Source organism: Pseudomonas sp. H2_A10 (assembly GCF_054680085.1).
In genome coordinates this window covers 921,486-945,275 of record NZ_CP162821.1, presented here as the reverse complement: position 1 = coordinate 945,275, position 23,790 = coordinate 921,486, and the positions used below count along the sequence as shown (strand labels likewise).

Sequence of the window (23,790 nt, the reverse complement as noted above, 5' to 3'; positions counted from 1 at the left end):
CCCATGATTTCGATCTATCAGCTCAAACCGCGTTTTCAAAACCTGCTGCGGCCCCTCGTGCAGCGTCTGTATGACAACGGCACCACCGCCAACCAGATCACGGTGCTGGCCGGCGTGGTTTCGCTGCTGGTGGGCCTGCTGATCGCCAGCTTCGCCCAGCATGTGTGGCTGTTTGCGCTGATCCCGCTGTGGATGATCCTGCGCATGGCCCTCAACGCCATCGACGGTATGCTCGCCCGGGAGTTCGGCCAGCAGTCACGCCTGGGCGCCTACCTCAATGAACTGTGTGACGTGATCGCCGACAGCGCGCTGATCCTGCCGTTTGCGCTGATCCCCGGGGTAAGCCTGGCGCCGGTGCTGCTGGTGGCGCTGCTCGCGGTATTCAGCGAATACGCCGGCGTGCTCGGGCCCATGGTCGGCGCTTCGCGACGCTACGACGGGCCGATGGGCAAGAGTGATCGGGCCTTTGTACTCGGCGTGCTGGCCACCGGCGTCGCGCTGGGCTGGCTCGGCGCCGGCTGGGTCGACACGGTGATGTGGCTGGTCGCGGCCCTGCTCGCCTACACCCTGGTCAACCGGGTGCGTCAGGGTCTCAAAGAAGAACACTCCATTTCCCCTTCTGCATAAGGATTTTGCGATGCGCGAACAGCAGCAGCACACCTTCAGTACCCATGATGGCGTCGAGCTTTTCTATCGGCACTGGCCAGCCACCGCCTCAGCGGACGGCGCGCCACGCCAAGCCATTGTGCTGTTCCATCGCGGCCATGAGCACTCGGGGCGTATCGCCCACCTGGTCGATGAACTGAACCTGCCGCAATTCGACTTCTTCGCCTGGGACGCGCGCGGCCATGGCCAGTCCCCCGGCGAGCGCGGTGACAGCCCCAGCTTCGCCACCAGCGCCCGCGACGTGCAGACCTTCTGCGACCATATCGGCGCCACGTATGGCATCGAGGAAGAAAACTTCGCAGTGATCGCGCAAAGCGTGGGCGCGGTCATCGCGGCCACCTGGGTGCACGATTATGCCCCCAGGATCCGCGCGCTGGTGCTTGCCTCCCCGGCGTTCAAGGTCAAGCTGTACGTGCCCTTCGCTCGCCCGGGCCTGGCGCTGATGCGCAAGTTTCGCGGCAATTTTTTCGTCAACAGCTACGTCAAGGCCAAGTTCCTCAGCCATGACCCCGAGCGCGTGGCGTCCTACGACAGCGACCCGCTGATCACCAAGGCGATTTCGGTAAATGTGCTGCTGGGCCTGTACGAAGCCGCCGACCGAGTGGTGGCCGATGCCCAGGCGATCCAGGTGCCGACCCAATTGCTCGTCTCCGGTTCGGATTTTGTGGTGCACCGCAAACCCCAGCAGCAATTTTTCGATCGCCTCGGCAGCCTGAAAAAAGAACTGCACGTCCTCCCCGGCTTCTTCCACGACACCCTCGGCGAACGCGACCGTGCGGTGGCCGTGAGCAGCGCCCGACGCTTTATCCTGCAGAATTTCGAGCACCCGCTGGACCGCGCCTCGCTGCTGGACGCCGACAAACTCGGCGCCACCTGCGCCGAATCCGAATCCCTCGCCGCGCCGCTGCCGCGCAATTCCCTGCGCGACCTGTACTGGCGCATGACCCGCGCCAGCATGGGCCTGGGCAAGAACCTGTCGGACGGCGTGAAACTGGGCTTCGACACCGGCTTCGACTCCGGCAGTACCCTGGACTACGTCTACCGCAACACGCCCACCGGCAAGGGCAGGCTGGGGCGGATGATCGACACCAACTACCTCAACTCCATCGGCTGGCGCGGCATTCGCCAGCGCAAGCTGAACGTCGAAGAACTGCTGCGCCTGGCCATGGCCAAGCTGCGCGCGGATGAGCGTGAAGTGCGTATCGTCGACATCGCCGCCGGCCACGGGCGTTACATCCTGGAAGCCTTGCAGGGCGTGTCGCCGCTGCCGGAGTCGATTCTGTTGCGTGACTACAGCGACATCAACGTGCGCGACGGTGGCGCGTTGATTCGTGAGAAGGGCCTGGGGGACATCGCGCAGTTCGTCAAAGGCGATGCGTTCGACCGCCTGGACTTGGCCGCCCTGGACCCCAAGCCGACGCTGGCCGTGGTGTCCGGGCTGTATGAACTGTTTGCCGACAACGGCATGGTTGGCGGTTCGCTGGCCGGCCTGGCCGAAGCCGTCGAACCGGGTGGCTATCTGGTGTACACCGGCCAACCGTGGCATCCGCAGCTGGAGCTGATCGCGCGCGCCCTTACCAGCCATCGCCAGGGCCAGGCCTGGGTGATGCGCCGACGCAGCCAGGCGGAAATGGATCAACTGGTAGAGGCCGCCGGTTTCCGCAAAATCACCCAGCGCGTGGATGAGTGGGGCATCTTTACCGTGTCCCTGGCACAGAAGATCTGAGCATGCGCGAAGCCGGTCTATTAAAACCCGCAGTCTTGTGGCTGCTGCTGTTGGCGCCGCTGTTCTTCAGCACCTACGGCTTCGCCACCTGGGTTACCAGCCAGCGCAGCGACGTGGGCACGCTGGTGTTCGGCTGGGAAACCTATATGCCATTCTGGGCGTGGACCATCGTGCCCTATTGGTCCATTGACCTGCTCTACGGTTTCTCCCTGCTGCTGCCCAACACTCGCCACGAACTCAAGCAACATGCATTGCGCCTGCTCAGCGCGCAGGTGATTGCGGTGAGCTGCTTCCTGATCTGGCCGCTGCGTTTCACGTTCGAACGGCCGGAGCTCGATGGCGTGTTTGGCTGGCTGTTTGCGGTGCTGGCGGGCTTCGATAAGCCGTTCAACCAGGCGCCGTCGCTGCATATCGCGTTGCTGGTGATTCTATGGGTCATGTTCCAACGCCACAGCCAAGGGGTCTGGCGTTGGCTGGTGCACGGCTGGTTCGCGCTGATCGGTATTTCGGTACTGACCACTTATCAACACCACTTTATCGACTTACCCACAGGTGCCCTCGCCGGTTGGCTGTGCGTGTGGTTGTGGCCGGTGGAACACCCGAGCCCGCTGCTGAATGCGCGACTCAGCCGCGACCCGAAGCGCTGGCGGCTGGGTATGCGCTACGGGATAGGCGCGCTGGCGTTGGCCCTTCTGGCGCTCAGCCTGCGTGGGGGGTGGTTGTGGTTACTGTGGCCGGCGACGTCACTCGGCCTGGTCATGGCCAATTACTGTGTGCTCGGCGCGGCAGGCTTCCAAAAGCGTGCCGATGGCCGGCTCACGCCCGCCGCGCGCTGGCTATATGCACCTTACCTGGCGGCCGCGTGGATCAATTCACGGCTGTGGACGCACAGGCATCCACAGCCCGATCTGATTGTGGATAACGTTTGGCTTGGGCGAATTCCTACCTCTAAAGAGCAGGGTTCATTCAGCGCTATCGTCGACCTCTGCGCCGAACTGCCGATTAATCCACAGGCCCGAGCGTATCAATGTATTCCCGTGCTGGACTTGATCGCACCGACTTCAGCCGAATGCCGGCACGCGGCCGAGGCCATCGAACGCTTGCGCGCAAGCGGCCCGTTGCTGGTGTGCTGCGCCCTCGGCTACTCGCGCAGCGCCACCGCCGTCGCCGCCTGGCTGCTACACAGCGGGCGTGCCCCGACGGTGGAACAGGCGCTGGCTATCATTCGTACAGCGCGGGCCAACGTGGTCTTGCATCCCGCTCACCGTGAAGCACTGGAGGGTTTGCCCCATGCCCGCTGATATGGAACTGCAAGTGGTTGCCAGCCTGCTGCGCCGTGGTCGCGCGCTGGATCAGTTATCCACAGGCCTCACCGTCGCCGGCGTGTTATTCGGCCTGGCGCAATTGCTGATGCCGAGTATTACGCCTATTTGCCTGCTGCTCAGCCTGTGGATGATCATCCTCGGGCTGCTGCAAAAATACTGGGCGCTGCGGGTGGCTTTCGATGCCGACCTGTTCGCCCTGCTGGCGCGTGACACCGGGCGTACCGCCGACCTCGACCAAGCCCTGCAGACCCTCGGCCTGCAATCGCCCAAACGTGCCGGCCGGCCTTGGGCCGAGCGTCGTCGCGGCGCCCTCAAACTGCTGCGCAAACAAGCCTGGCTGCTCGGTGCACAAGCGCTGCTGACCCTGGGCATGATCCTCGCCAGCCCTTGGCTGCCTTTCGCCGGATAAGGAACCCCCCATGTTCGAACCTGTGGTTGCCACGCTCATTACCTCCATGGCCCGCACTGTCACGGGTGCTCGCAGCCTGTGGCTGGGTTGCGCGCCAGTGCCGGTGCAACGCATCTACTTCGCCAACCACAGTAGCCACGGCGACTTCGTACTGCTGTGGGCCTCGCTGCCGCAAAACCTGCGCAAATTCACACGCCCGGTGGCCGGCAGCGATTACTGGAACAAAAGCGCGCTGCGCCGCTACATCATCAACCGCGTGTTCAATGGCGTGCTGATCGATCGCGAGCGCAAAGAGCCTGTGGATAACCCACTGCAACCGATGCTCGCCGCGTTGGAAGGGGGCGATTCGCTGATCATCTTTCCCGAAGGCACGCGCAATCTGGAAGACGGCTTGCTGCCGTTCAAAAGCGGTTTGTATCACTTGGCCAAAAGTTACCCACAGGCGGAGCTGATCCCGGTGTGGATCGCCAACCTCAACCGCGTCATGCCCAAGGGCCGCGTACTGCCGCTGCCGTTGTTATGCACCACCAGCTTCGGCGCGCCGCTGCAACTGACAGACGGTGAAGACAAGGCGCTGTTTCTCGCCCGCACCCGCGACGCCCTGCTCGCCCTTGCCCCGGAGCATTCCTGACATGGATAGCCAAACCCTGATGTTGTTCGGCGGGATCGGCGCGATCCTGGTGCTGGCCTCGCTGATCGGCCTGATCCTCAAACTGCGCACCCGTGGCACGCCGAACGCGGTGATCGACAACCTCAACGCGCGCATCAACGCCTGGTGGGTCATGGTGGTGGTGATCGGCATCGCCTTCTGGCTCGGCACCGGCGCGGTGATCCTGTTGTTCTACGCGGTGTCGTTCTACGCCCTGCGCGAATTTCTCACCCTCACCCCCACGCGCCGCAGCGACTACCCGGCACTGGTGGCCGCGTTCTATCTGGCCCTGCCGCTGCAATACTTGCTGATCTATTCCGATTGGTACGGGCTGTTCTCGATCTTCATCCCGGTGTACGTGTTTTTGCTGCTGCCCATCCTCGCCTCGCTGGGCGGCGACAGCACGCACTTCCTGGAGCGCGCCTCCAAGGTGCAATGGGGCCTGATGATCGCGGTGTTCTGCGTGTCGTTCGTGCCGGCGCTGCTGACACTGGACATTCCCGGCTACGAAGGGCGCAACCTGCTGCTGATCGCCTATCTGGTGATCGTGGTGCAGCTGTCGGACGTGCTGCAATACGTGTGCGGCAAGCTGTTCGGCAAACACAAGATCGCGCCCAACCTGTCGCCCTCTAAAACCGTGGAAGGCTTTGTCGGCGGGATTTTGCTGTCATCCCTCATCGGCGCCGCGCTGTGGTGGACCACGCCGTTCAACCCATGGCAGTCGTTTTTGATTGCGCTGTTGATCAACCTGCTGGGGTTTGCCGGTGGCATTGTGATGTCGGCGATCAAGCGCGACCGGGGCGTGAAGGACTGGGGCCATATGATCGAAGGGCACGGCGGCATGCTGGATCGCCTGGATTCGGTGTGTTTTGCGGCGCCGATTTTCTTTCATCTGGTGCGGTACTGGTGGACCTGACCCACACCGCCCCAAAACCCAATGAAGATCAAAATGTGGGAGGGGCTTGCCCTGGGCAAGCCCGCTCACTACAAGAGCATTTGTCCCGGTAGATGCCCCAGCGGCATCGGACCTGGGGTTTTCACCGTCTGAATCGCAAAATTGCTGCGAATGTCGCGCCCCCCGGCAGCTTCAACAAACTGCCGGTCACAAACCGCTCATACCCGCGCAGATCCGGCACCACCACCTGCAACAGAAAATCCGACTCCCCCGACACCAGGAAGTATCGGCGACATCTTTTGTAGCAAAGACGCGTGTAAGATACGCCGCACTTAGCCAGGGATGCTCGCCATGTTCGATTCGCTCAAAGCCATCAGCCGTCGTGTTGTCGGTGTGTTTTTGACCGTGGGGAGGGCCGTTTTCGGACAGTGGCAGCCGCCAAAGTGGCTGCGCGCCGTCGGCCGTGGCATGGCGACCCTGGGGGGCAAAGCCCGCGCTTATCCGCGCCAGACCGGTGCCGGAGTGCTCGGCCTGGTGCTGCTCGCCGCTGCGGGTTTCTACGGCTGGCACTGGTATTCCAACCTGCCGCAACCGCACACCGCGAGTTATTCGCTGCACAAACCGAACCTGACCGACTACACCCAGCCAACGCCGGTTGTGGATAACTTGCAGGTGCGTTTCGGCGAGTCCGTGGCGCCACTGGCGGCCATCGGCAAACCGGTGACCGAGGGCATTACCCTCAAACCCGAGGTTGCCGGCACCTGGCGCTGGGCGGATGACCGCAGCCTGTTGTTCGTGCCGGACAAAGACTGGCCTGTCGACGCGCATTACACCCTGGACCTGGCAAAGAAAAACCTGCTCGCCGACGGCGTCTTGCTCGACCAATACAGTGCGCAATTTTCCACCCAGCCGTTCCGCGCCACCCTGGCGCAAAACGAGCTGTACCAGGACCCGTCCAATCCAACGCTGAAACAGCTGGTGGCGACCTTCCATTTTTCCCACCCGGTAGATGAAGACAACCTACGCAAACGCGTAACGGTCAGCCTCGGCAAAGGCTTGGCCTACCGCGACGCCCAGTTGCCCAACCGTGCGGAAATCACCTTCGACGAGAAAAAACTCAACGCCTACGTACGCTCCGCCGCCCTGGCCACGCCGCTGGAAAGCACCCCGGTCAGCGCCAGGCTCGATGAGGGCATCAAGGCGCGTGACGGTGGCAATGCCAGCACCGCACCGTTGGTAGCGGAAGTTACCGTGCCCGGCCGCTATCGCCTGACCTTTACTGGCGCCGAAGTCAGCTTCGTGGACAACGAGCGCGGCGAGCCCGAGCCGGTGCTGATGTTCAGCAGCTCCAGCGCCGTGGCCGATGAGACCATCGCCGGTAAGGTGCAAGCCTGGCTGTTGCCGGAAAAAGCCCAGGACGACACCCGCCCCTATAACACCAACGAGATCGACGACGCGCTGCTGGCCCGCAGCACCAAGGTCACGCTGACCCACGTGCCCAGCGTCGAACCGCTGAACACCCTGCACGCCTTCAAGTTCAAGGCTCCGGCCGGTCGTGCGCTGTATGTACGTGTGCCCGCCAACCTGGAAGCTATCGGTGGCTATCTGGCGAAGAATCCTACGGCGTCGCTGGTGAGCATGCCGGCGTATCCGCGCACATTGCAGTTCTTGTCTGACGGCGCGTTGCTCAGCCTCAATGGCGAAAAACGCCTGGGTTTCATGGCCCGTGGCGTACCGGGTGCCCATGTGGAAATCGCCCGCCTGTTGCCCAACCAGTTACAACACCTGGTGGACCAGAGCAGCGGCAGCTTTGCCCGGCCCAACTTCGGTAACGAATACTTCGATCGCATGGTCGAGCGTCAGACGTTGGACATCCCGCTGTCGTCCAACGACCCAGCCAAAACCGTCTACGACAACGTGGACCTGAGCCACTACCTCACCGCCAACGGCGGCCGGCGCGGTATTTTCGTGCTTAAGCTCAGCCCCCAGGATGAACCGGCCGAACGCACATTCGACTACAACCGCAGCAGCACCAGCGACCTGCGGTTTATCGTGGTGACTGACCTGGGCATCATCGCCAAACGCTCCAGTGACGGCAGCCACGACGTGTATGTGCAGTCCATCGGCAACGGTTCGCCGGTGGCCGACGCACAGGTCGACATCATTGGTCGTAACGGTTTGCCGGTGAGCAGTGGGCACACTGACGGCGAAGGCCATGTGCATTTCGCCAAACTGGATGAACTGCGCCGTGAGAAAACGCCGCTGATGTATGTGGTCAGTCGCGGTAATGACCAGTCGTTCCTGCCGATTGCCCGTCAGTCCCAACAGCTGGATTTGTCGCGCTTCGATGTAGGCGGTTTGGAAGAAGACGGCGCGATTGATCGTCTCAGTGCCTACCTGTTCAGCGACCGTGGCCTGTACCGGCCCGGCGAAACCGCGCATTTGGGCATGATCGTGCGCAGCGGCAACTGGAAAGGCGCCTTGCAAGGCCTGCCGGTGGAGCTGCAAATCACTGATCCGCGCGGCCTGGAGGTCATTCGCCAACCGCTGAAATTGTCGGCCAGCGGTTTTGAGACCTTTGATTTCCCGAGCAGCGAAGTCAGCCCCGCCGGGGAATACACCGCGACCTTGCAGTTGATTGGCCAGAAGCAGACCCGTACCGACCTGGGCAGTGTCAGCTTCAAGGTCCGCGATTTCGAGCCGGACCGCATGAAGGTCAGCCTGAGCCTGCACGACACACCGGTGCAAGGCTGGATCCCGCCGGACCAGGTGGTGGCCAAAGTCACTGCGATGCACCTGTTCGGCGCCCCGGCGACAGGCCGCCGCGTCACAGCGAAGATGGCCCTGAGCCCGACCCTCGCGGCCTTCGAGCGCTACCCCGATTACCGCTTCCGCCTCAACGACTCCCTGGAAGACGCCAGCACTGAAGACTTGGCTGAAACCACTGTCGACGATAACGGCCAGGCCGTGCTCGACCTCAACCTGCAACGCTTCGCCAACAGCACTTATCGCCTGCAAGTGATGACTCAGGTGTTCGAGGCCGAAGGTGGGCGTAACGTGGCCGCGCAAAGTGCGTTACTGGTGTCGTCCGCGCCCTACCTGGTGGGTGTGAAAAGTCAGGATTCACTGTCGTACGTCGCCAAGGACGCCCCGCGCCAAGTGCACTGGCTGGCTGTAGCGCCGGACCTGACACCGCTGGCGGTGGAAGGCCTGACCAGCGAAGTGGTCGAGCACCGTTATGTGTCGGTACTGGTGAAACAGTCCAATGGCACCTACAAGTACGAGTCGCGCATCAAGAACATCAGCCAACCGGCTACGCCGCTGGTGATGACCAAAGACGGCGCCAGGCAGAGCCTGAACACCGGCACGCCGGGGGATTTCACCCTGCAACTGAAGGATGCCAACGGCAACCTGCTCAACCAGATCGATTACAGCGTGGCCGGGCGCGGCAACACCTCGCGTTCGCTGGAGCGCAACGCCGAGCTGCAATTGCGCCTGGATAAACGCAGCTACGCCAGCGGTGACGAGATCGCCATCAGCATTCGCGCGCCGTACACCGGCGCGGGCTTGATCACCATCGAGCGGGACAAGGTCTACACCCAGCAGTGGTTCAAGGCCGACAGCACCAACAGCGTGCAGCATATCCGCGTGCCGGCAGGGCTTGAGGGCAATGCCTACGTCAACGTGCAATTCGTGCGCGACATCGGCTCGTCCGAGGTTTACATGAGCCCGCTGTCCTACGGCGTGGTGCCCTTCAGCATCAACCTGGATGCGCGGCGCATGGCGCTGAAGGTCGAAGGCCCGGCGAAGGTCGAGCCGGGGCAGACCCTGGATATCAAGGTCAATGCCGACCGTCCGGGCCGTGCGGTGGTGTATGCCGTGGACGAGGGCATTTTGCAGGTGGCGCGCTACCAGACGCCGGACCCGTTGGGCTTCTTCTTCCAGAAACGTGCGCTGGAAGTAGGCACCAGCCAGATTCTTGACCTGATCCTGCCGGAATTTTCCCGCCTGCTCAGTGGGGCAGCGCCCGGCGGCGATACCGACGGCGCACTGGCCAATCATCTCAACCCGTTCAAACGCAAACATAAGCCGCCAGTGGCGTGGTGGTCCGGGCTGGTGGACTTACCGGCCGGCGAAACCACTCTGCATTACGAGGTGCCGGACAGCTTCAACGGCAAGTTGCGCCTGTTTGCGGTGGCGGTGGATACCGACAGCGTGGGCGTCAGCGAGGCCACGACCGACGTGCGCGGGCCCATCGTGATCACGCCAAACGTACCGGCCTTCGTCGCGCCGGGGGACGTGTTCAACGTCAGCGCCGGGGTGTTCAGTAACCTCGACGCGGCGGCGGATGTGAAGTTCGAAGTGCAGACCAGCGCCGGCCTGGTGGTGCAGGGCGACAAGGGCAGCACCCTGTCGCTGCAACCGCGCAAGGAAGGCACTGCCGAGTTCAAGATCAAGGTCGGCGACACCCTCGGCTCGGCAGACCTGCGATTTATCGCGGTATTGCCGGGCGGCAAGCGCATCCAGGTGGCGGAAACCACCTCGATCCGCCCCTTGAGCGAACACCGCGTGGCCCTGAGCCTGGGCCGTTTCGATAGCGCCAGCAAAGAGCTTAAACCGACGCGTGAGCTGTTCAGCCAACTGCGCGACGTGCAGTTGGGCGTGGCCGCTTCGCCGCTGGTATGGGCCAACGGCCTCAAGCATTACCTGGATGACTATGGCTACGCGTGCACCGAACAATTGGTGTCCAAGGCCATGCCGGCGTTGATCTGGGGCGGCACCGCACCCGAGGCCGAACAGGCCTTCGCCGGCGCGGTGCGCATGCTGCGCCAACGCCAGAACCAGGCCGGCGGTTTCGGTTTGTGGGCCGCCAACCCGGACGTGGCGCCCTACGCCAGCCTGTACGCCACCGACTTCCTGATCGAAGCCAGGGAACGCGGGCTGCCGGTACCGGAAGATGTGTTGGTACGCGCCAATACCTATCTGACGGACCTGGCCAATGGCCCCAGCGAAGGCCTGTCGGAATTGCGTAACCGTGCCTACGCCAGTTACCTGCTGAGCCGTCAGGGGATTCTGGTAAGCGGCGCCTTGAGCGATATCCGCGAACGCTACGAAAGCTACTTCAAAGACAGCTGGCAGAACGACCTGGGCGCCGCTTACCTGGCCGCCAGCTACAAGCTGCTCAAGCAGGATCGCCAGGCCGACTCCTTGTTCCGCAAAATCCCGTGGCGTTCGCTTGTGGATAAGTGGGACAGCGACGGCCTGTACTACGACCCGCTGGTGCACGATGCCGAACACTTGCACCTGTTGGCGCGCCACTTCCCCGAGTTGATGGATGATGTGCCCACGGCGCTGCTGGACAAGCTTGGCAAACGTCTCAACGAGCAACGCTACAACTCGCTGTCGGCGGCCCTGTTGCTGCGTGCCCTGGACAACTATGGTCAGCGCGCGCAAAGCGACATGACCCTCAAGGCCACCGCCTGGTTGGGCGACAAGCAGCAACAACTGCTGGAAATGGCCGGCCAGCCGCCGCGAGCCGCCGTACCGGGCACCACGCAAAAGCTGGTGATGGAAAAATCCGACGGCCCGGCGGCGTTCTACATGCTCAGCGAAGCCGGTTTTGATAAAGGCGCCAAGCTCAAGGCCATCAACAACGGCCTGGAAATCATCCACGAATACCTCGACCTCAAAGGCGAGCCGGTAAGCAAAGTCGCGGTGGGCGATGAGTTCCTGGTACGTCTGCGCCTGCGCGCTACCGACCGTGACCAGGTGCAGCAAGTGGCGGTCGTCGACCTGCTGCCCGGTGGCGTCGAGCCTGTGTATAACTTGCCGCCGGAGCCGGACCCGCAAGCCGACAGCAGCGAGGAAAGCGAAGGCGAGGAATCCGAGTACGTGCAAGCCAGCGAAGAAGAAGCCGACACCTGGCAAGCGCCAATCGGTGAAACCGAGCTGAGCAACTGGCAGCCGGACTACGTGGATGTACGTGATGATCGGGTGGTGCTGTACGGCACCGCGCTGCGCGATGTAGGTACTTTCGTTTACCGCGTACGTGCTACCAACGCCGGCACGTTCAATACGCCACCGGCCTACGCCGAAGGCATGTACGAAACCACCCTGCAAGGGCGCGGCAAAGTAGGCCAGCTTGAAATTACCAAGCCTTAAACGTCTGACACCGCTGCTGGCAGCAGCGGCGGTGCTGGCGGGGTTGCGGTGGTGGCCCCATGCGCCGCTGGAACAAGCCGTCACCTCCTCCAGGGTGGTGCTGGCTGACGATGGCTCGCTGTTGCGCATGACCCTCGCGGATGACGGCCAATACCGCCTGTGGCTACCGCTGGAGCGGATTTCGCCGACATTGGTCGAGGCGTTGCTCCTCAAGGAAGACCGCAATTTCTACTGGCACCCAGGGGTCAATCCTGCGGCGTTGCTGCGTGCGGCCATGGCCACTTACAGCGGCGGCCAACGCCAGGGCGGCTCGACCTTGAGCATGCAACTGGCACGACGCCTGTGGGACCTGAACACCCGCCAGATCCCCGGCAAAATGCAGCAGATGGCGTTGGCGCTGTGGCTGGAGTCGCGCTACAGCAAGCACGACATTCTTGAGGCCTACCTGAACCTGGCCCCCATGGGCGGCAATATCGAAGGCGCCGAGGCGGCGAGCCGCATCTACTTTGGCAAATCGTCGGCGCAGTTGTCGTTGTCCGAAGCCTTGGCATTGGCGGTTATCCCACAACAGCCGGGGCGGCGCGCGCGCTTCGGCCCCTCGCTGCAAACCGCGCGGCTGCGCCTGATGAATGACTGGCGCGAAACTTATCCACACGACCCGCGCAATGACAGTTTGCTGGACTTGCCGCTGGAGGCGCGCAACCGCCAGCAGATCCCGTTTCTGGCGCCGCACCTGAGCGAACAACTGTTGGCGTCCCAGGCCGGCAATGAATTGAATAGCACCCTTAACCTGCCCTTGCAGCAGTTGCTCGAACGCCTGATCACCGGCTTTATTGCCGAGCGGCGCAGCACCGGCGTGGAAAACGCCACGGCGATCCTGATCGACAGCCGCGACCAGAGCGTCAAGGCCCTGGTGGGTTCGGCGGATTACTTATCCACAGGCATCCACGGGCAAGTGAATGGCGTGCTGTCGCGCCGCTCGCCAGGGTCGACGCTCAAGCCGTTTCTCTATGGGCTGGCGCTGGACCAGGGGGTGATTCACCCCATGAGTATCCTTAAGGACTTGCCGAGTAACTTCGGCTACTTCCAACCGGAAAACTTCGACGGCAGTTTTGTCGGGCCGCTGACCGCGCGAGATGCCTTGATCCGTAGTCGCAATATCCCGGCGGTGTGGCTGGCCAGCCAGGTTAAATCGCCTTCGCTGTATGGGTTGCTGCAACGCGCCGGTATCAAGGGCCTGCGCGACGAAAGCCATTACGGCCTGGCCTTGGCGCTTGGCGGCGGCGAGATGACCCCGGAGGAACTGGCGCGGCTGTATGTGATGCTGGCTGGCGACGGGCACCTGCGGCCGTTGCGCTACTTGCAGGAGCAACCGCAGGCCACTGGTGCGCAACTGCTCACGCCCCAGGCAGCCTTTATGGTGCGCGACATGCTGCGCCGCAACCCGCGCCCGGATGGCCTGCCCGCCCGACAGTGGCGCACCGCATGGAAAACCGGCACCTCGTGGGGCTTTCACGATGCGTGGAGCGCCGGCCTGGTCGGCCCCTACGTGCTGGTGGTGTGGGTGGGCAACTTCGATGGCCGGCCGAACCCGGCGTTTATCGGCGCCAAGACCGCCGCGCCGCTGTTCTTTCGCATCGCTGACGCCCTGCCGCTGGCCTTGCCGACGGTGGCGATCAAAGCCGATAAACCACCCGCCGGTCTGGTGCGCATCGACGTCTGCGCGGCGTCGGGCGAGCTGCCCAATCGCTGGTGCCCGCAAACCCGCAAGACTTGGTACATCCCTGGCGTCTCACCGATTCGCGTGTCCAACCTGCATCGCCCGGTGCTAATCGACACCCGCACCGGCAAGGCCGCCTGCCCGCCGTTCGACCCGCAGTACACCCGCGAAGAAATCTTCGAATTCTGGCCCAGCGACGTGCAACGCCTGTACCGCGCCGCAGGCTGCCTCGCCGCACGCCGCCGAACGTGATGAAAAATTGCCGGCCCAACCGCATCAGCGACCAGAGCGAGGCGCCGCAGATCCGCTCACCGCTGACTCAAGTAAGTTATCAGTTGCGCCTGTCCCAGCCCCAGGAAAGCATCCCGTTGAACGCGAATGCGGCCAGCGATGCGGCGACGCTGTATTGGTTTGCTGATCAAACCTTGATCGGCCAGGGCCCGCCGCAAACCACACTGAACTGGCGGCCGGGCAAGTCCGGGGAGTATCGGTTGCGGGTGAGCGATGATCAGGGGCGCACTGCGAGTCGCGGGTTGAGGGTGGAGTTTGTGCCTTGAGTGCCTCAATACCTTTGGAAGGCTGGTGAGCCGAGGAGGCTACTCAACCAGTTCACGATAATCGGACTCCCCTCCCCCCACCGCACCCGACAACCACCCCCAAACAAAACTCAGGGTAGTGCGCCCAGACTTATCCACAGCCACTGTGCCGCGCGACCAACCGGACAGCAGTTCACCGTCCAGCGTCAGGCACTGGAAAAGCAGCTCGATGGTATCGGCGCCAGTTACGCGTCCGACTTGCGTGCCCAAGCGAATTCGACCGCCCTGGTAGGTACTGGAAATAGCGTCACCCTCGACCCGGTAGTGAAACACCGTGCCGGCGCCGGATAGCCCGTGGGTATTGTGGCTGACCGCAAATCGGCGATTGTGCAAACGCTCGCCGAGTTGGGAAAAGACAGGTGTCATCACTGTCGCATCCTTGCGTGGGCGCCTGGAGATCCAACGGGGCCTCCAGGCGCAGGGCGGGTTATTCCACGGTCACCGACTTGGCCAGGTTGCGCGGCTGGTCGACGTCGGTGCCCTTCAACACCGCCACGTAGTACGACAACAACTGCAGCGGGATGGTGTAGAGGATCGGCGACAGGGTGTCGTTGATATGCGGCATGTTGATGACGTGGGTACCTTCGCCATTAGTCATGCCGGCCTTCTCGTCAGCGAAGACCACCAGTTGGCCGCCACGTGCGCGCACTTCCTGCAGGTTGGATTTGAGCTTTTCCAGCAGTTCGTTGTTCGGCGCGACGGTGACCACCGGCATGTCGTCATCCACCAGGGCCAATGGGCCGTGTTTGAGCTCACCGGCCGGGTAGGCTTCGGCGTGAATGTAAGAGATTTCCTTGAGCTTGAGGGAACCTTCCATCGCCACCGGGTATTGCGCGCCACGGCCGAGGAACAGGGTGTGGTTTTTGTCGGCGAACAACTCGGCGACTTTTTCCACAACGCTGTCCATGGCCAGGGCTTCGCCCAGGCGGGTCGGCAGGCGGCGCAGTTCTTCCACCAGGGTGGCTTCGACGCCGTCGGCCAGGGTACCGCGCACTTGGCCCAGGGACAGGGTCAACAGCAGCAGGCCCACCAGTTGGGTAGTGAAGGCTTTGGTAGAGGCCACGCCGATTTCGCGACCGGCCTGGGTCAGCAGGGTCAGGTCTGACTCACGCACCAATGAGCTGATGCTGACGTTGCAGATCGCCAGGCTGGCGAGGAAGCCCAGCTCTTTGGCATTACGCAGGGCGGCCAGGGTGTCGGCGGTTTCGCCGGACTGGGAGATGGTCACGAACAGGGTATCGGGCTGCACCACCACTTTGCGGTAGCGGAACTCGCTGGCCACTTCGACCTGGCACGGGATGCCGGCCAGTTCTTCCAGCCAGTAACGGGCAACCATGCCGGCGTGGTAGCTGGTGCCACAAGCGACGATCTGCACATTGCGCACTTTGGCGAACAACTCGGCGGCTTGTGGGCCGAACGCGTTGACCAGCACTTGCTTGTCACCCAGACGACCTTCCAGGGTGCGTTGCACCACGGCCGGTTGCTCGTGGATTTCCTTGAGCATGAAGTGGCGGTATTCGCCTTTGTCGGCCGCTTCGGCGCCGTCGCGGTATTGCACGGCTTCGCGCTCGACGGAGTTGCCGTTCACGTCCCAGATCTGCACGCTTTCGCGGCGAATGTCGGCGATATCGCCTTCTTCCAGGTACATGAAGCGGTCAGTAACCTGGCGCAGGGCCAGTTGGTCGGAGGCAAGGAAGTTTTCCCCCAGGCCCAGGCCGATCACCAGCGGGCTGCCACTGCGGGCGGCGACCACACGGTCAGGCTGGCTGGCGCTGATTACCGCCAGGCCGTAGGCGCCATGCAGTTCCTTGACCGTAGCCTTGAGCGCGGTGGTCAGGTCGCTGTGGTCCTTGAGTTTGTGGTTGAGCAGGTGGGCGATGACTTCGGTGTCGGTGTCGGAGGTGAACACATAGCCCAGGCCCTTGAGCTGTTCGCGCAGCACTTCGTGGTTTTCGATGATGCCGTTGTGCACCACCGCCAGGTCGCCGGAGAAGTGGGGGTGGGCGTTACGTTCACACGGGGCGCCGTGGGTTGCCCAGCGGGTGTGGGCAATGCCCAGGCGGCCAACCAGCGGCTCGCCGGCCAGGGCCTGGTCCAACTCACTGACCTTGCCTGGGCGACGCACACGCTCAAGCTTGCCGGCGTTGGTGAAAACCGCCACGCCCGCGCTGTCGTAGCCGCGGTATTCCAGGCGCTTGAGGCCTTCGATCAGGATGGCGGTAACGTTACGTTCGGCAACTGCGCCAACAATTCCACACATGGTGCTTCTCCTAGATGATTGCCGCGCATATCAGCGTAATGCCGCGGGCTTGGATCTGGTCGCGGGCCTCAAGCGGCAGGCGATCATCGGTAATGAGGGTATGGACGCTGCTCCAGGGCAGCTCCAGGTTGGGAATCTTGCGGCCGATCTTGTCGGACTCGACCATCACCACCACTTCACGGGCGACCTCGGCCATCACACGGCTCAGGCCCAGCAGTTCGTTGAAGGTGGTAGTACCGCGCTCCAGATCGATGCCATCGGCGCCAATGAACAGTTGATCAAAGTCGTAGGAGCGCAGTACCTGCTCGGCGACCTGACCCTGGAATGAATCCGAATGCGGGTCCCAGGTGCCGCCGGTCATCAGCAATACCGGCTCGTGTTCCAGTTCGCTCAACGCGCTGGCCACGTGCAAGGAATTGGTCATCACCACCAGGCCGGGTTGGTGCCCGAGTTCGGGGATCATGGCGGCGGTGGTGCTGCCGCTGTCGATGATGATGCGGGCGTGTTCGCGCAAGCGCTTCACGGCAGCACGGGCGATGGCACGTTTGTAGGTTGAGATGGGTTGGGCAGGGTCGCCGACCAGTTCCTGGGGCATGGTGATCGCGCCACCGTAGCGGCGCAACAGCAAGCCATTGCTTTCCAGCGCGGCTAAATCCTTGCGGATGGTGACTTCTGACGTTTCGAAACGCTTGGCCAATTCGTCCACGCTGACTTCGCCTTGTTCGTTGAGCAAGGTCAGGATGTTGTGGCGTCGTTGGGGTGTATTTCGTTTCGACATGGCAGTGATAAGTTTCGTTTCGAAAGATAACGAAGGCAATCAAAACCTATTAGCGAAAGATCGTCAAGCGCCGGACCGCATTTTTTGTTAACGACGCAGAGCAGATGTGGGAGGGGGCTTGCTCCCGATAGCGGTGTATCAGTGGCATATAAGTGCCTGACACACTGCTATCGGGAGCAAACCCCCTCCCACATTGGAGTTATGTGGCCGGTGAGGCTGTGGATAACTCAGGTCTTTTTGATTTTGACCGGGCGTTTCCAACCGTCGATGTTGCGTTGGCGGGCGCGGGCGACGGCCAACTGGGACTTATCCACATTCTGGTTGATGGTTGAGCCTGCTGCGGTGCTGGCGCCATCGTCGAGAGTAACGGGGGCGACCAACGAATTGTTGGAGCCAATAAAGACGTCTGCACCGATGGTGGTCTGGTGCTTATTGGCGCCATCGTAATTGCACGTGATAGTGCCAGCGCCAATGTTGGTACGCGCCCCCACCGTGGCATCACCCAAATAGGTCAAATGGCCGACTTTAGCCTCGTCACCCAATTGGGCATTTTTCATTTCAACAAAGTTACCCACATGTGCCTTGGCTCCCAGCATGCTACCGGGACGCAAACGTGCGAACGGGCCGGCATCGCTGCCCTCGCCCATCACGGCACCGTCGATATGGCTGTTGGCTTTCACCACCACGCCCTTGCGCAGGGTGCTGTCCTTGATCACGCAGTTCGGGCCAATCACCACGTCGTCTTCGATGATCACGCGGCCTTCGAGGACCACGTTGATATCGATCAATACGTCGCGGCCTACCGTGACCTCACCGCGTACATCGAAGCGAGCCGGGTCGCGCAGGGTGACGCCCTGGGCCATCAGGCGGCGGCCTTCGCGCAGTTGGTAGTGGCGCTCCAGCTCTGCAAGCTGCTTGCGGTCGTTGGCGCCCTGCACTTCCATCGGGTCGTGGGGCTGCTCGGTGGCGACCACCAGGCCGTCACTCACCGCCATCTCGATGACGTCGGTGAGGTAGTACTCGCCTTGGGCGTTGTTGTTCGACAGGCGGCTCATCCAGTCGGCGAGCTTGTTGGCCGGGACGGCGAGGATGCCGGTATTGCCTTCGGTGATGGCGCGTTGGGCTTCGCTGGCGTCCTTGTGTTCCACGATGGCGGCGACCTTGCCGTCGGCATTACGCACGATGCGGCCGTAGCCGGTGGGGTCATCCAGTTCGACGGTCAGCAGGCCCATTTGGCCTGGGACCACGTGCTTGAGCAGGCGTTGCAGGGTTTCCACTTCGATCAGCGGTACGTCGCCGTAGAGGATCAGCACGGTGTCAGCGGTGATGAACGGCACGGCTTGTGCTGTGGCGTGGCCGGTGCCCAGTTGCTTGTCCTGCAGGACGAAATTTAGGTCATCCGCCGCCAGACGCTCACGCACCACATCGGCACCGTGGCCGATGACCACGTGGATACGCTGCGGGGCCAACTGCCGGGCGCTGTGGATAACATGGCCCAGCATAGAGTTGCCGGCAACCGGGTGCAGCACCTTGGGCAGGGCCGAACGCATACGGGTGCCCTGGCCTGCGGCGAGAATGACGATTTCAAGAGACATGAATGGCTACCAATCCTGGGCGGTCCGGCTTCAGACCAGAGAAGTGTTTTGCAAAAAAAGAAAAAGGGTAGCCGAGGCTACCCTTTTTAATCAATCGCGCATGAAGCATGACGGCGTGGCCGCTTACTTCTTGCGGATCTGCTGGAGAGTACGCAGCTGGGCTGCGGCCTCGGCCAGACGGACTGCAGCAGCGCTGTAGTCGAAGTCTGCGCCTTTTTCGTTCAGCGCCTTCTCGGCAGCCTTGACGGCTTCCTGAGCGGAGGCTTCATCCAGGTCGCCAGCACGTTGCACGGTGTCGGCAAGTACCTTGACCATGTTCGGCTGAACTTCGAGGAAACCACCGGAGATGTAAAACACCTCCTTTTCCCCGCCTTGCTTGGTCAACGTGATCGGACCTGGCTTCAAGCTGGTAATCAACGGGGCGTGACCCATGGCGATACCAAGATCACCCAGGTCGCCGTGCGCTGTTACAAACTCGACCAGACCGGAGAAAATTTCTCCTTCCGCGCTGACGATATCGCAATGGACTGTCATAGCCATCTGATTGCCTCAACCTGATGAGCGCCCGTTTCCGGGCGCTTGGATTACAGTTTCTTGGCTTTCTCGATCGCTTCTTCGATGCCGCCGACCATGTAGAACGCTTGTTCTGGCAGGTGGTCGTAGTCACCGTTGAGGATGCCTTTGAAGCCAGCAATGGTGTCTTTCAGGGAAACGTATTTACCCGAAGCACCGGTGAAGACTTCAGCCACGAAGAACGGCTGCGACAAGAAGCGCTGGATCTTACGAGCACGGTTTACCAACTGCTTGTCGGCTTCCGACAGCTCGTCCATACCCAGGATCGCAATGATGTCCTTCAGTTCTTTGTAACGCTGCAGCACGTACTGAACGCCGCGAGCGGTGTCGTAGTGCTCCTGGCCGATCACGTTCGGGTCCAGCTGGCGCGAAGTCGAGTCGAGTGGATCGACCGCTGGGTAGATACCCAGGGAAGCGATGTCACGGGACAGAACGACAGTGGCGTCCAAGTGGGCGAAGGTGGTGGCTGGCGATGGGTCGGTCAAGTCATCCGCAGGTACGTATACCGCTTGGATCGAAGTGATCGAACCTTCCTTGGTCGAAGTGATACGTTCTTGCAGAACGCCCATCTCTTCAGCCAGGGTCGGCTGGTAACCTACTGCAGAAGGCATACGGCCCAGCAGTGCGGATACTTCAGTACCGGCCAGGGTGTAACGGTAGATGTTGTCGACGAACAGCAGAACGTCGTTACCTTCGTCACGGAACTTCTCGGCCATGGTCAGGCCGGTCAGTGCTACGCGCAGACGGTTTCCCGGCGGCTCGTTCATCTGACCGTAAACCAGTGCCACTTTGTCCAGAACGTTGGAGTCCTTCATCTCGTGGTAGAAGTCGTTACCCTCACGAGTACGCTCACCCACACCGGCGAACACGGAATAACCGCTGTGCTCGATGGCGATGTTACGGATCAGTTCCATCATGTTTACGGTTTTGCCTACACCGGCACCACCGAACAGACCGACTTTACCGCCCTTGGCGAACGGGCAAACCAGGTCGATAACCTTGATGCCGGTTTCCAGCAGGTCGTTGCCGCCCGCTTGCTCGGCGAACGAAGGTGCTGGACGGTGAATGCCCCAGCGCTCTTCGGTGTCGATCGGACCAGCTTCGTCAATCGGGTTGCCCAGTACGTCCATGATCCGGCCCAGGGTCGCTTTACCGACCGGTACGGAGATGGCTGCGCCAGAGTCGATAACGTCCAGACCGCGCTTCAAGCCTTCGGTGGAACCCATCGCAATGGTACGAACTACGCCGTCGCCCAGCTGCTGCTGAACTTCCAGAGTAGTTTCCGCGCCTTGTACTTTCAGCGCGTTGTAGATGCTCGGTACGCTGTCGCGTGGGAATTCCACGTCGATAACGGCGCCGATGATTTGAACGATACGTCCGCTACTCATAGCTGGATCCTCTGAATATTTGAACCGTTAAACCGCGGCAGCGCCGCCGACGATTTCCGAGATCTCTTGGGTGATCGCAGCCTGACGCGCCTTGTTGTAGATCAGCTGCAAATCGCTGATCAGATCACCGGCGTTATCGGTAGCGTTTTTCATCGCGATCATCCGCGCCGCTTGTTCAGCTGCGTTGTTCTCGACCACCGCCTGGTACACCTGCGACTCCACGTAGCGCACCATCAAGCCGTCAAGCAGCTCTTTGGCGTCTGGTTCGTAGAGGTAGTCCCAGTGGTGCTTGAGTTCCTGATCCGGGGTCGCCACCAGTGGAATCAACTGCTCCACGGTTGGCTGCTGGGTCATGGTGTTGATGAACTTGTTGGATACCACGGACAGGCGGTCAATCCGGCCTTCCAGGTACGCATCCAGCATCACCTTCACACTGCCGATCAAATCATTGATCGACGGCTCTTCACCCAGGTGGCTGATAGCTGCAACGACGTTACCGCCGAAGTTGCGGAAAAAGGCCGCACCCTTGCTACCAACAACACACAGATCGATCTCGACGCCGTTTTCGCGGTTTACCGCCATGTCCTTGACCAGGGCCTTGAACAGGTTGGTATTCAAACCACCGCACAAACCACGGTCACTGCTCACTACCACATAACCCGCACGCTTAACTTCGCGGCCGATCATGAACGGGTGGCGGTATTCCGGGTTGGCGTTGGCCAGATGCCCAATTACCTGGCGGATACGCTCCGCATAAGGACGGCTAGCAGCCATGCGCATTTGTGCCTTGCGCATTTTGCTGACCGCCACTTTTTCCATGGCGCTGGTAATTTTTTGCGTGCTTTTGATGCTCGCAATCTTACTGCGAATCTCTTTTGCGCCTGCCATGTAACACCTATCAGGTTAGCAAGCGGGAGCCTTGCGGCTCCCGCTGCGGCTTACCAGGTTTGGGTGGCCTTGAACTTCTCGATACCGGCTTTCATGCCAGCGTCGATATCGTCATTGAAGTCACCCTTCACGTTGATCTTCGCCATCAATTCGGCGTGATCGCGGTTGAAGTAAGCAATCAGCGCTTGTTCAAAGCTGCCGACCTTGGCGATTTCAACGTCGGTCAGGAACCCACGCTCAGCGGCATACAGCGACAACGCCATGTCAGCGATCGACATTGGGGCGTATTGCTTCTGCTTCATCAGCTCGGTAACGCGCTGACCATGCTCAAGTTGCTTACGGGTCGCTTCGTCCAGGTCAGATGCGAACTGGGCGAATGCCGCCAGTTCACGGTACTGAGCCAGAGCGGTACGGATACCACCGGAGAGCTTCTTGATGATCTTGGTCTGAGCGGCACCACCCACACGGGATACCGAAACACCGGCGTTCACTGCAGGACGGATGCCTGAGTTGAACATGGCCGATTCCAGGAAGATCTGACCGTCGGTGATGGAAATCACGTTGGTCGGAACGAACGCGGAAACGTCGCCAGCCTGGGTTTCGATGATCGGCAGTGCGGTCAGGGAACCGGTTTTTCCGGTCACTGCGCCGTTGGTGAACTTCTCTACATACTCTTCCGAAACGCGGGATGCGCGCTCCAGCAGACGGGAGTGGAGATAGAACACGTCGCCTGGGTAAGCTTCACGGCCTGGTGGACGGCGCAACAGCAGGGAGATCTGGCGATAAGCCACTGCCTGCTTGGACAGATCGTCATAAACGATCAGCGCGTCTTCACCGCGGTCGCGGAAGAATTCACCCATGGTGCAACCGGAGTACGGTGCCAGGAATTGCAGCGCAGGAGATTCCGAAGCACTGGCAGCCACGATGATCGTGTTGGCCAGGGCGCCGTTTTCTTCCAGCTTGCGAACCACGTTGGCGATGGTCGATTGCTTCTGACCAATAGCGACGTAGACGCAGAAAATGCCGCTGTTCTTCTGGTTGATGATCGCGTCGATGGCCAGAGCGGTTTTACCGATCTGACGGTCACCGATGATCAGCTCACGCTGGCCACGGCCGACAGGAATCATGGCATCGACAGCCTTGTAGCCAGTCTGTACAGGCTGGTCTACCGACTTACGCCAGATCACGCCTGGAGCAACTTTCTCGACCGCGTCGGTCTCGGTGTTGCCCAGTGGACCTTTACCGTCAACAGGGTTACCCAGTGCGTCGACTACGCGACCCAGCAGTTCCTTACCAACCGGAACTTCGAGGATGCGGCCTGTGCACTTGGCGCTCATGCCTTCAGCCAGACTGGTGTATGCGCCCAATACAACGGCACCTACGGAGTCTTGCTCCAGGTTGAGGGCCATACCGTAGACGCCGCCCGGAAACTCGATCATCTCGCCGTACATAACGTCGGCCAGACCGTGAATCCGCACGATGCCGTCAGATACGCTGACGACAGTGCCTTCGTTACGGGCTTGGGAGGTCACATCGAGCTTGTCGATGCGGCCCTTGATAATTTCACTTATTTCGGAAGGATTGAGTTGCTGCATTGCTCTGCTGCCCCTTCAAACTCAAGATTTCAATGCTTCGGCAAGATTCGCGAGTTTGCCGCGAATCGAGCCATCGATAACCAGGTCGCCGGCGCGAATGACAACACCCCCAATGAGGGATGGGTCTTCCGCAACTTGCAGGCGCACTTCCCGGTCGAGTCGTGCACTGAGAACCTTGGCGAGTTTGTCTTGCTGTTCTTGGTTCAATGCAAAAGCACTGGTGACTTCAACGTCTACCGACTTCTCTTGCTCAGCCTTGTACAGGTCGAACAGAGCGGCAATCTCCGGCAGAAGCAGGAGACGGTCGTTTTCGGCAATGACGTTGATGAAGTTCTGTGCCTTCACATCAAACTTGTCGCCGCACACTTCAATAAAAGTGGCGGCCTTGTCTGCGCTCGTCAGTCGCGGGGCCTTGAGCACGCGCTGCATGGTGTCGTCTTGCGACACTGCTGCAGCCAGGCCGAGCATGGCTGACCAAGAGGCCAGCTGCTGGTGGGCCTGGGCGTGCTCGAAGGCTGCCTTAGCGTAAGGTCGGGCCAACGTGGTCAATTCTGCCATGATCGCC

The 23,790-nt window shown here is 61.4% G+C and carries 16 protein-coding genes and 2 pseudogenes; 8 read left to right on the top strand and 10 right to left on the bottom strand.

Annotated features, from left to right (window positions below):
* Positions 1–3: 3 nt before the first annotated feature.
* From AB4O23_RS04230 to AB4O23_RS04205, 6 genes are read left to right on the top strand one after another with little or no spacing between them, the layout of a single operon-like run.
* Positions 4–627 carry a CDP-alcohol phosphatidyltransferase family protein gene (locus AB4O23_RS04230; protein WP_017528654.1) on the top strand — a complete coding sequence of 208 codons (624 nt, stop codon included), beginning with the start codon at positions 4–6 and terminating at the stop codon, positions 625–627.
* Between the two features lie 10 nt (positions 628–637).
* Entirely contained in the window at positions 638–2,392 is a 1,755-nt protein-coding gene (locus AB4O23_RS04225; RefSeq protein WP_017528655.1) for a bifunctional alpha/beta hydrolase/class I SAM-dependent methyltransferase, read from the top strand.
* A 2-nt stretch (positions 2,393–2,394) separates the two neighbouring features.
* The gene (locus AB4O23_RS04220) at positions 2,395–3,693 is read left to right on the top strand and encodes a phosphatase PAP2/dual specificity phosphatase family protein (protein WP_068936552.1); all 1,299 of its coding nucleotides are present in this window, start codon (positions 2,395–2,397) and stop codon (positions 3,691–3,693) included.
* Positions 3,683–4,126, top strand: coding sequence for a hypothetical protein (locus tag AB4O23_RS04215; RefSeq protein WP_065879221.1), 444 nt, complete (start codon positions 3,683–3,685; stop codon positions 4,124–4,126). The genes AB4O23_RS04220 and AB4O23_RS04215 overlap by 11 nt, the downstream gene beginning before the upstream one ends.
* A gap of 10 nt (positions 4,127–4,136) precedes the next feature.
* Complete coding sequence (locus tag AB4O23_RS04210; RefSeq protein WP_017528658.1) at positions 4,137–4,757, top strand: lysophospholipid acyltransferase family protein; 621 nt, start codon at positions 4,137–4,139, stop codon at positions 4,755–4,757.
* Position 4,758: 1 nt separating this feature from the next.
* Positions 4,759–5,691, top strand: coding sequence for a phosphatidate cytidylyltransferase (locus AB4O23_RS04205; RefSeq protein ID WP_017528659.1), 933 nt, complete (start codon positions 4,759–4,761; stop codon positions 5,689–5,691).
* A gap of 68 nt (positions 5,692–5,759) precedes the next feature.
* On the opposite strand, the pseudogene AB4O23_RS04200 reads toward AB4O23_RS04205, so the two are convergent.
* Positions 5,760–5,950, bottom strand: a pseudogene (locus AB4O23_RS04200) (Lrp/AsnC ligand binding domain-containing protein); the annotation flags it as partial.
* Positions 5,951–6,021: 71 nt separating this feature from the next.
* Between AB4O23_RS04200 and AB4O23_RS04195 the strand changes: the two are divergent.
* Both AB4O23_RS04195 and pbpC read left to right on the top strand, forming a co-directional pair.
* Positions 6,022–11,832, top strand: a complete 5,811-nt coding sequence (locus tag AB4O23_RS04195) for an alpha-2-macroglobulin (RefSeq protein ID WP_065879220.1) — start codon at positions 6,022–6,024, stop codon at positions 11,830–11,832.
* A pseudogene (gene pbpC, locus AB4O23_RS04190) lies at positions 11,813–14,109 on the top strand (penicillin-binding protein 1C). The gene AB4O23_RS04195 and the pseudogene pbpC overlap by 20 nt, the downstream one beginning before the upstream one ends.
* A gap of 39 nt (positions 14,110–14,148) precedes the next feature.
* Here pbpC and AB4O23_RS04185 read toward each other — a convergent pair.
* From AB4O23_RS04185 to AB4O23_RS04145, 9 genes are all read right to left on the bottom strand, one after another.
* Positions 14,149–14,514, bottom strand: coding sequence for a hypothetical protein (locus tag AB4O23_RS04185; protein WP_017528664.1), 366 nt, complete (start codon positions 14,512–14,514; stop codon positions 14,149–14,151).
* Positions 14,515–14,575: 61 nt separating this feature from the next.
* A complete protein-coding gene (gene glmS, locus AB4O23_RS04180) occupies positions 14,576–16,408 on the bottom strand; it encodes a glutamine--fructose-6-phosphate transaminase (isomerizing) (protein WP_017528665.1) in 1,833 nt (610 codons plus the stop codon).
* A gap of 10 nt (positions 16,409–16,418) precedes the next feature.
* Positions 16,419–17,186, bottom strand: coding sequence for a DeoR/GlpR family DNA-binding transcription regulator (locus AB4O23_RS04175; RefSeq protein ID WP_017528666.1), 768 nt, complete (start codon positions 17,184–17,186; stop codon positions 16,419–16,421).
* Positions 17,187–17,413: 227 nt separating this feature from the next.
* Positions 17,414–18,781 carry a bifunctional UDP-N-acetylglucosamine diphosphorylase/glucosamine-1-phosphate N-acetyltransferase GlmU gene (gene glmU, locus AB4O23_RS04170; protein ID WP_460062346.1) on the bottom strand — a complete coding sequence of 456 codons (1,368 nt, stop codon included), beginning with the start codon at positions 18,779–18,781 and terminating at the stop codon, positions 17,414–17,416.
* A 123-nt stretch (positions 18,782–18,904) separates the two neighbouring features.
* On the bottom strand, positions 18,905–19,321 hold the full coding sequence (locus tag AB4O23_RS04165) for a F0F1 ATP synthase subunit epsilon (protein ID WP_005792601.1): 417 nt from the start codon (positions 19,319–19,321) through the stop codon (positions 18,905–18,907).
* Between the two features lie 44 nt (positions 19,322–19,365).
* A complete protein-coding gene (gene atpD, locus AB4O23_RS04160; protein WP_003177062.1) occupies positions 19,366–20,742 on the bottom strand; it encodes a F0F1 ATP synthase subunit beta in 1,377 nt (458 codons plus the stop codon).
* A 27-nt stretch (positions 20,743–20,769) separates the two neighbouring features.
* Complete coding sequence (gene atpG, locus AB4O23_RS04155) at positions 20,770–21,630, bottom strand: F0F1 ATP synthase subunit gamma (protein WP_017528668.1); 861 nt, start codon at positions 21,628–21,630, stop codon at positions 20,770–20,772.
* Positions 21,631–21,680: 50 nt separating this feature from the next.
* Entirely contained in the window at positions 21,681–23,225 is a 1,545-nt protein-coding gene (gene atpA, locus AB4O23_RS04150) for a F0F1 ATP synthase subunit alpha (protein WP_003177064.1), read from the bottom strand.
* A 21-nt stretch (positions 23,226–23,246) separates the two neighbouring features.
* Positions 23,247–23,783, bottom strand: coding sequence for a F0F1 ATP synthase subunit delta (locus tag AB4O23_RS04145; protein ID WP_017528669.1), 537 nt, complete (start codon positions 23,781–23,783; stop codon positions 23,247–23,249).
* Between the last annotated feature and the right edge of the window lie 7 nt (positions 23,784–23,790).

Coding starts and splice junctions, on each gene's coding strand:
- AB4O23_RS04230 (WP_017528654.1), top strand. CDS start 4: ATGATTTCGATCTATCAGCTCAAACCGCGTTTTCAAAACCTGCTGCGG.
- AB4O23_RS04225 (WP_017528655.1), top strand. CDS start 638: ATGCGCGAACAGCAGCAGCACACCTTCAGTACCCATGATGGCGTCGAG.
- AB4O23_RS04220 (WP_068936552.1), top strand. CDS start 2,395: ATGCGCGAAGCCGGTCTATTAAAACCCGCAGTCTTGTGGCTGCTGCTG.
- AB4O23_RS04215 (WP_065879221.1), top strand. CDS start 3,683: ATGCCCGCTGATATGGAACTGCAAGTGGTTGCCAGCCTGCTGCGCCGT.
- AB4O23_RS04210 (WP_017528658.1), top strand. CDS start 4,137: ATGTTCGAACCTGTGGTTGCCACGCTCATTACCTCCATGGCCCGCACT.
- AB4O23_RS04205 (WP_017528659.1), top strand. CDS start 4,759: ATGGATAGCCAAACCCTGATGTTGTTCGGCGGGATCGGCGCGATCCTG.
- AB4O23_RS04195 (WP_065879220.1), top strand. CDS start 6,022: ATGTTCGATTCGCTCAAAGCCATCAGCCGTCGTGTTGTCGGTGTGTTT.
- AB4O23_RS04185 (WP_017528664.1), bottom strand. CDS start 14,514: ATGACACCTGTCTTTTCCCAACTCGGCGAGCGTTTGCACAATCGCCGA.
- glmS (WP_017528665.1), bottom strand. CDS start 16,408: ATGTGTGGAATTGTTGGCGCAGTTGCCGAACGTAACGTTACCGCCATC.
- AB4O23_RS04175 (WP_017528666.1), bottom strand. CDS start 17,186: ATGTCGAAACGAAATACACCCCAACGACGCCACAACATCCTGACCTTG.
- glmU (WP_460062346.1), bottom strand. CDS start 18,781: ATGTCTCTTGAAATCGTCATTCTCGCCGCAGGCCAGGGCACCCGTATG.
- AB4O23_RS04165 (WP_005792601.1), bottom strand. CDS start 19,321: ATGGCTATGACAGTCCATTGCGATATCGTCAGCGCGGAAGGAGAAATT.
- atpD (WP_003177062.1), bottom strand. CDS start 20,742: ATGAGTAGCGGACGTATCGTTCAAATCATCGGCGCCGTTATCGACGTG.
- atpG (WP_017528668.1), bottom strand. CDS start 21,630: ATGGCAGGCGCAAAAGAGATTCGCAGTAAGATTGCGAGCATCAAAAGC.
- atpA (WP_003177064.1), bottom strand. CDS start 23,225: ATGCAGCAACTCAATCCTTCCGAAATAAGTGAAATTATCAAGGGCCGC.
- AB4O23_RS04145 (WP_017528669.1), bottom strand. CDS start 23,783: ATGGCAGAATTGACCACGTTGGCCCGACCTTACGCTAAGGCAGCCTTC.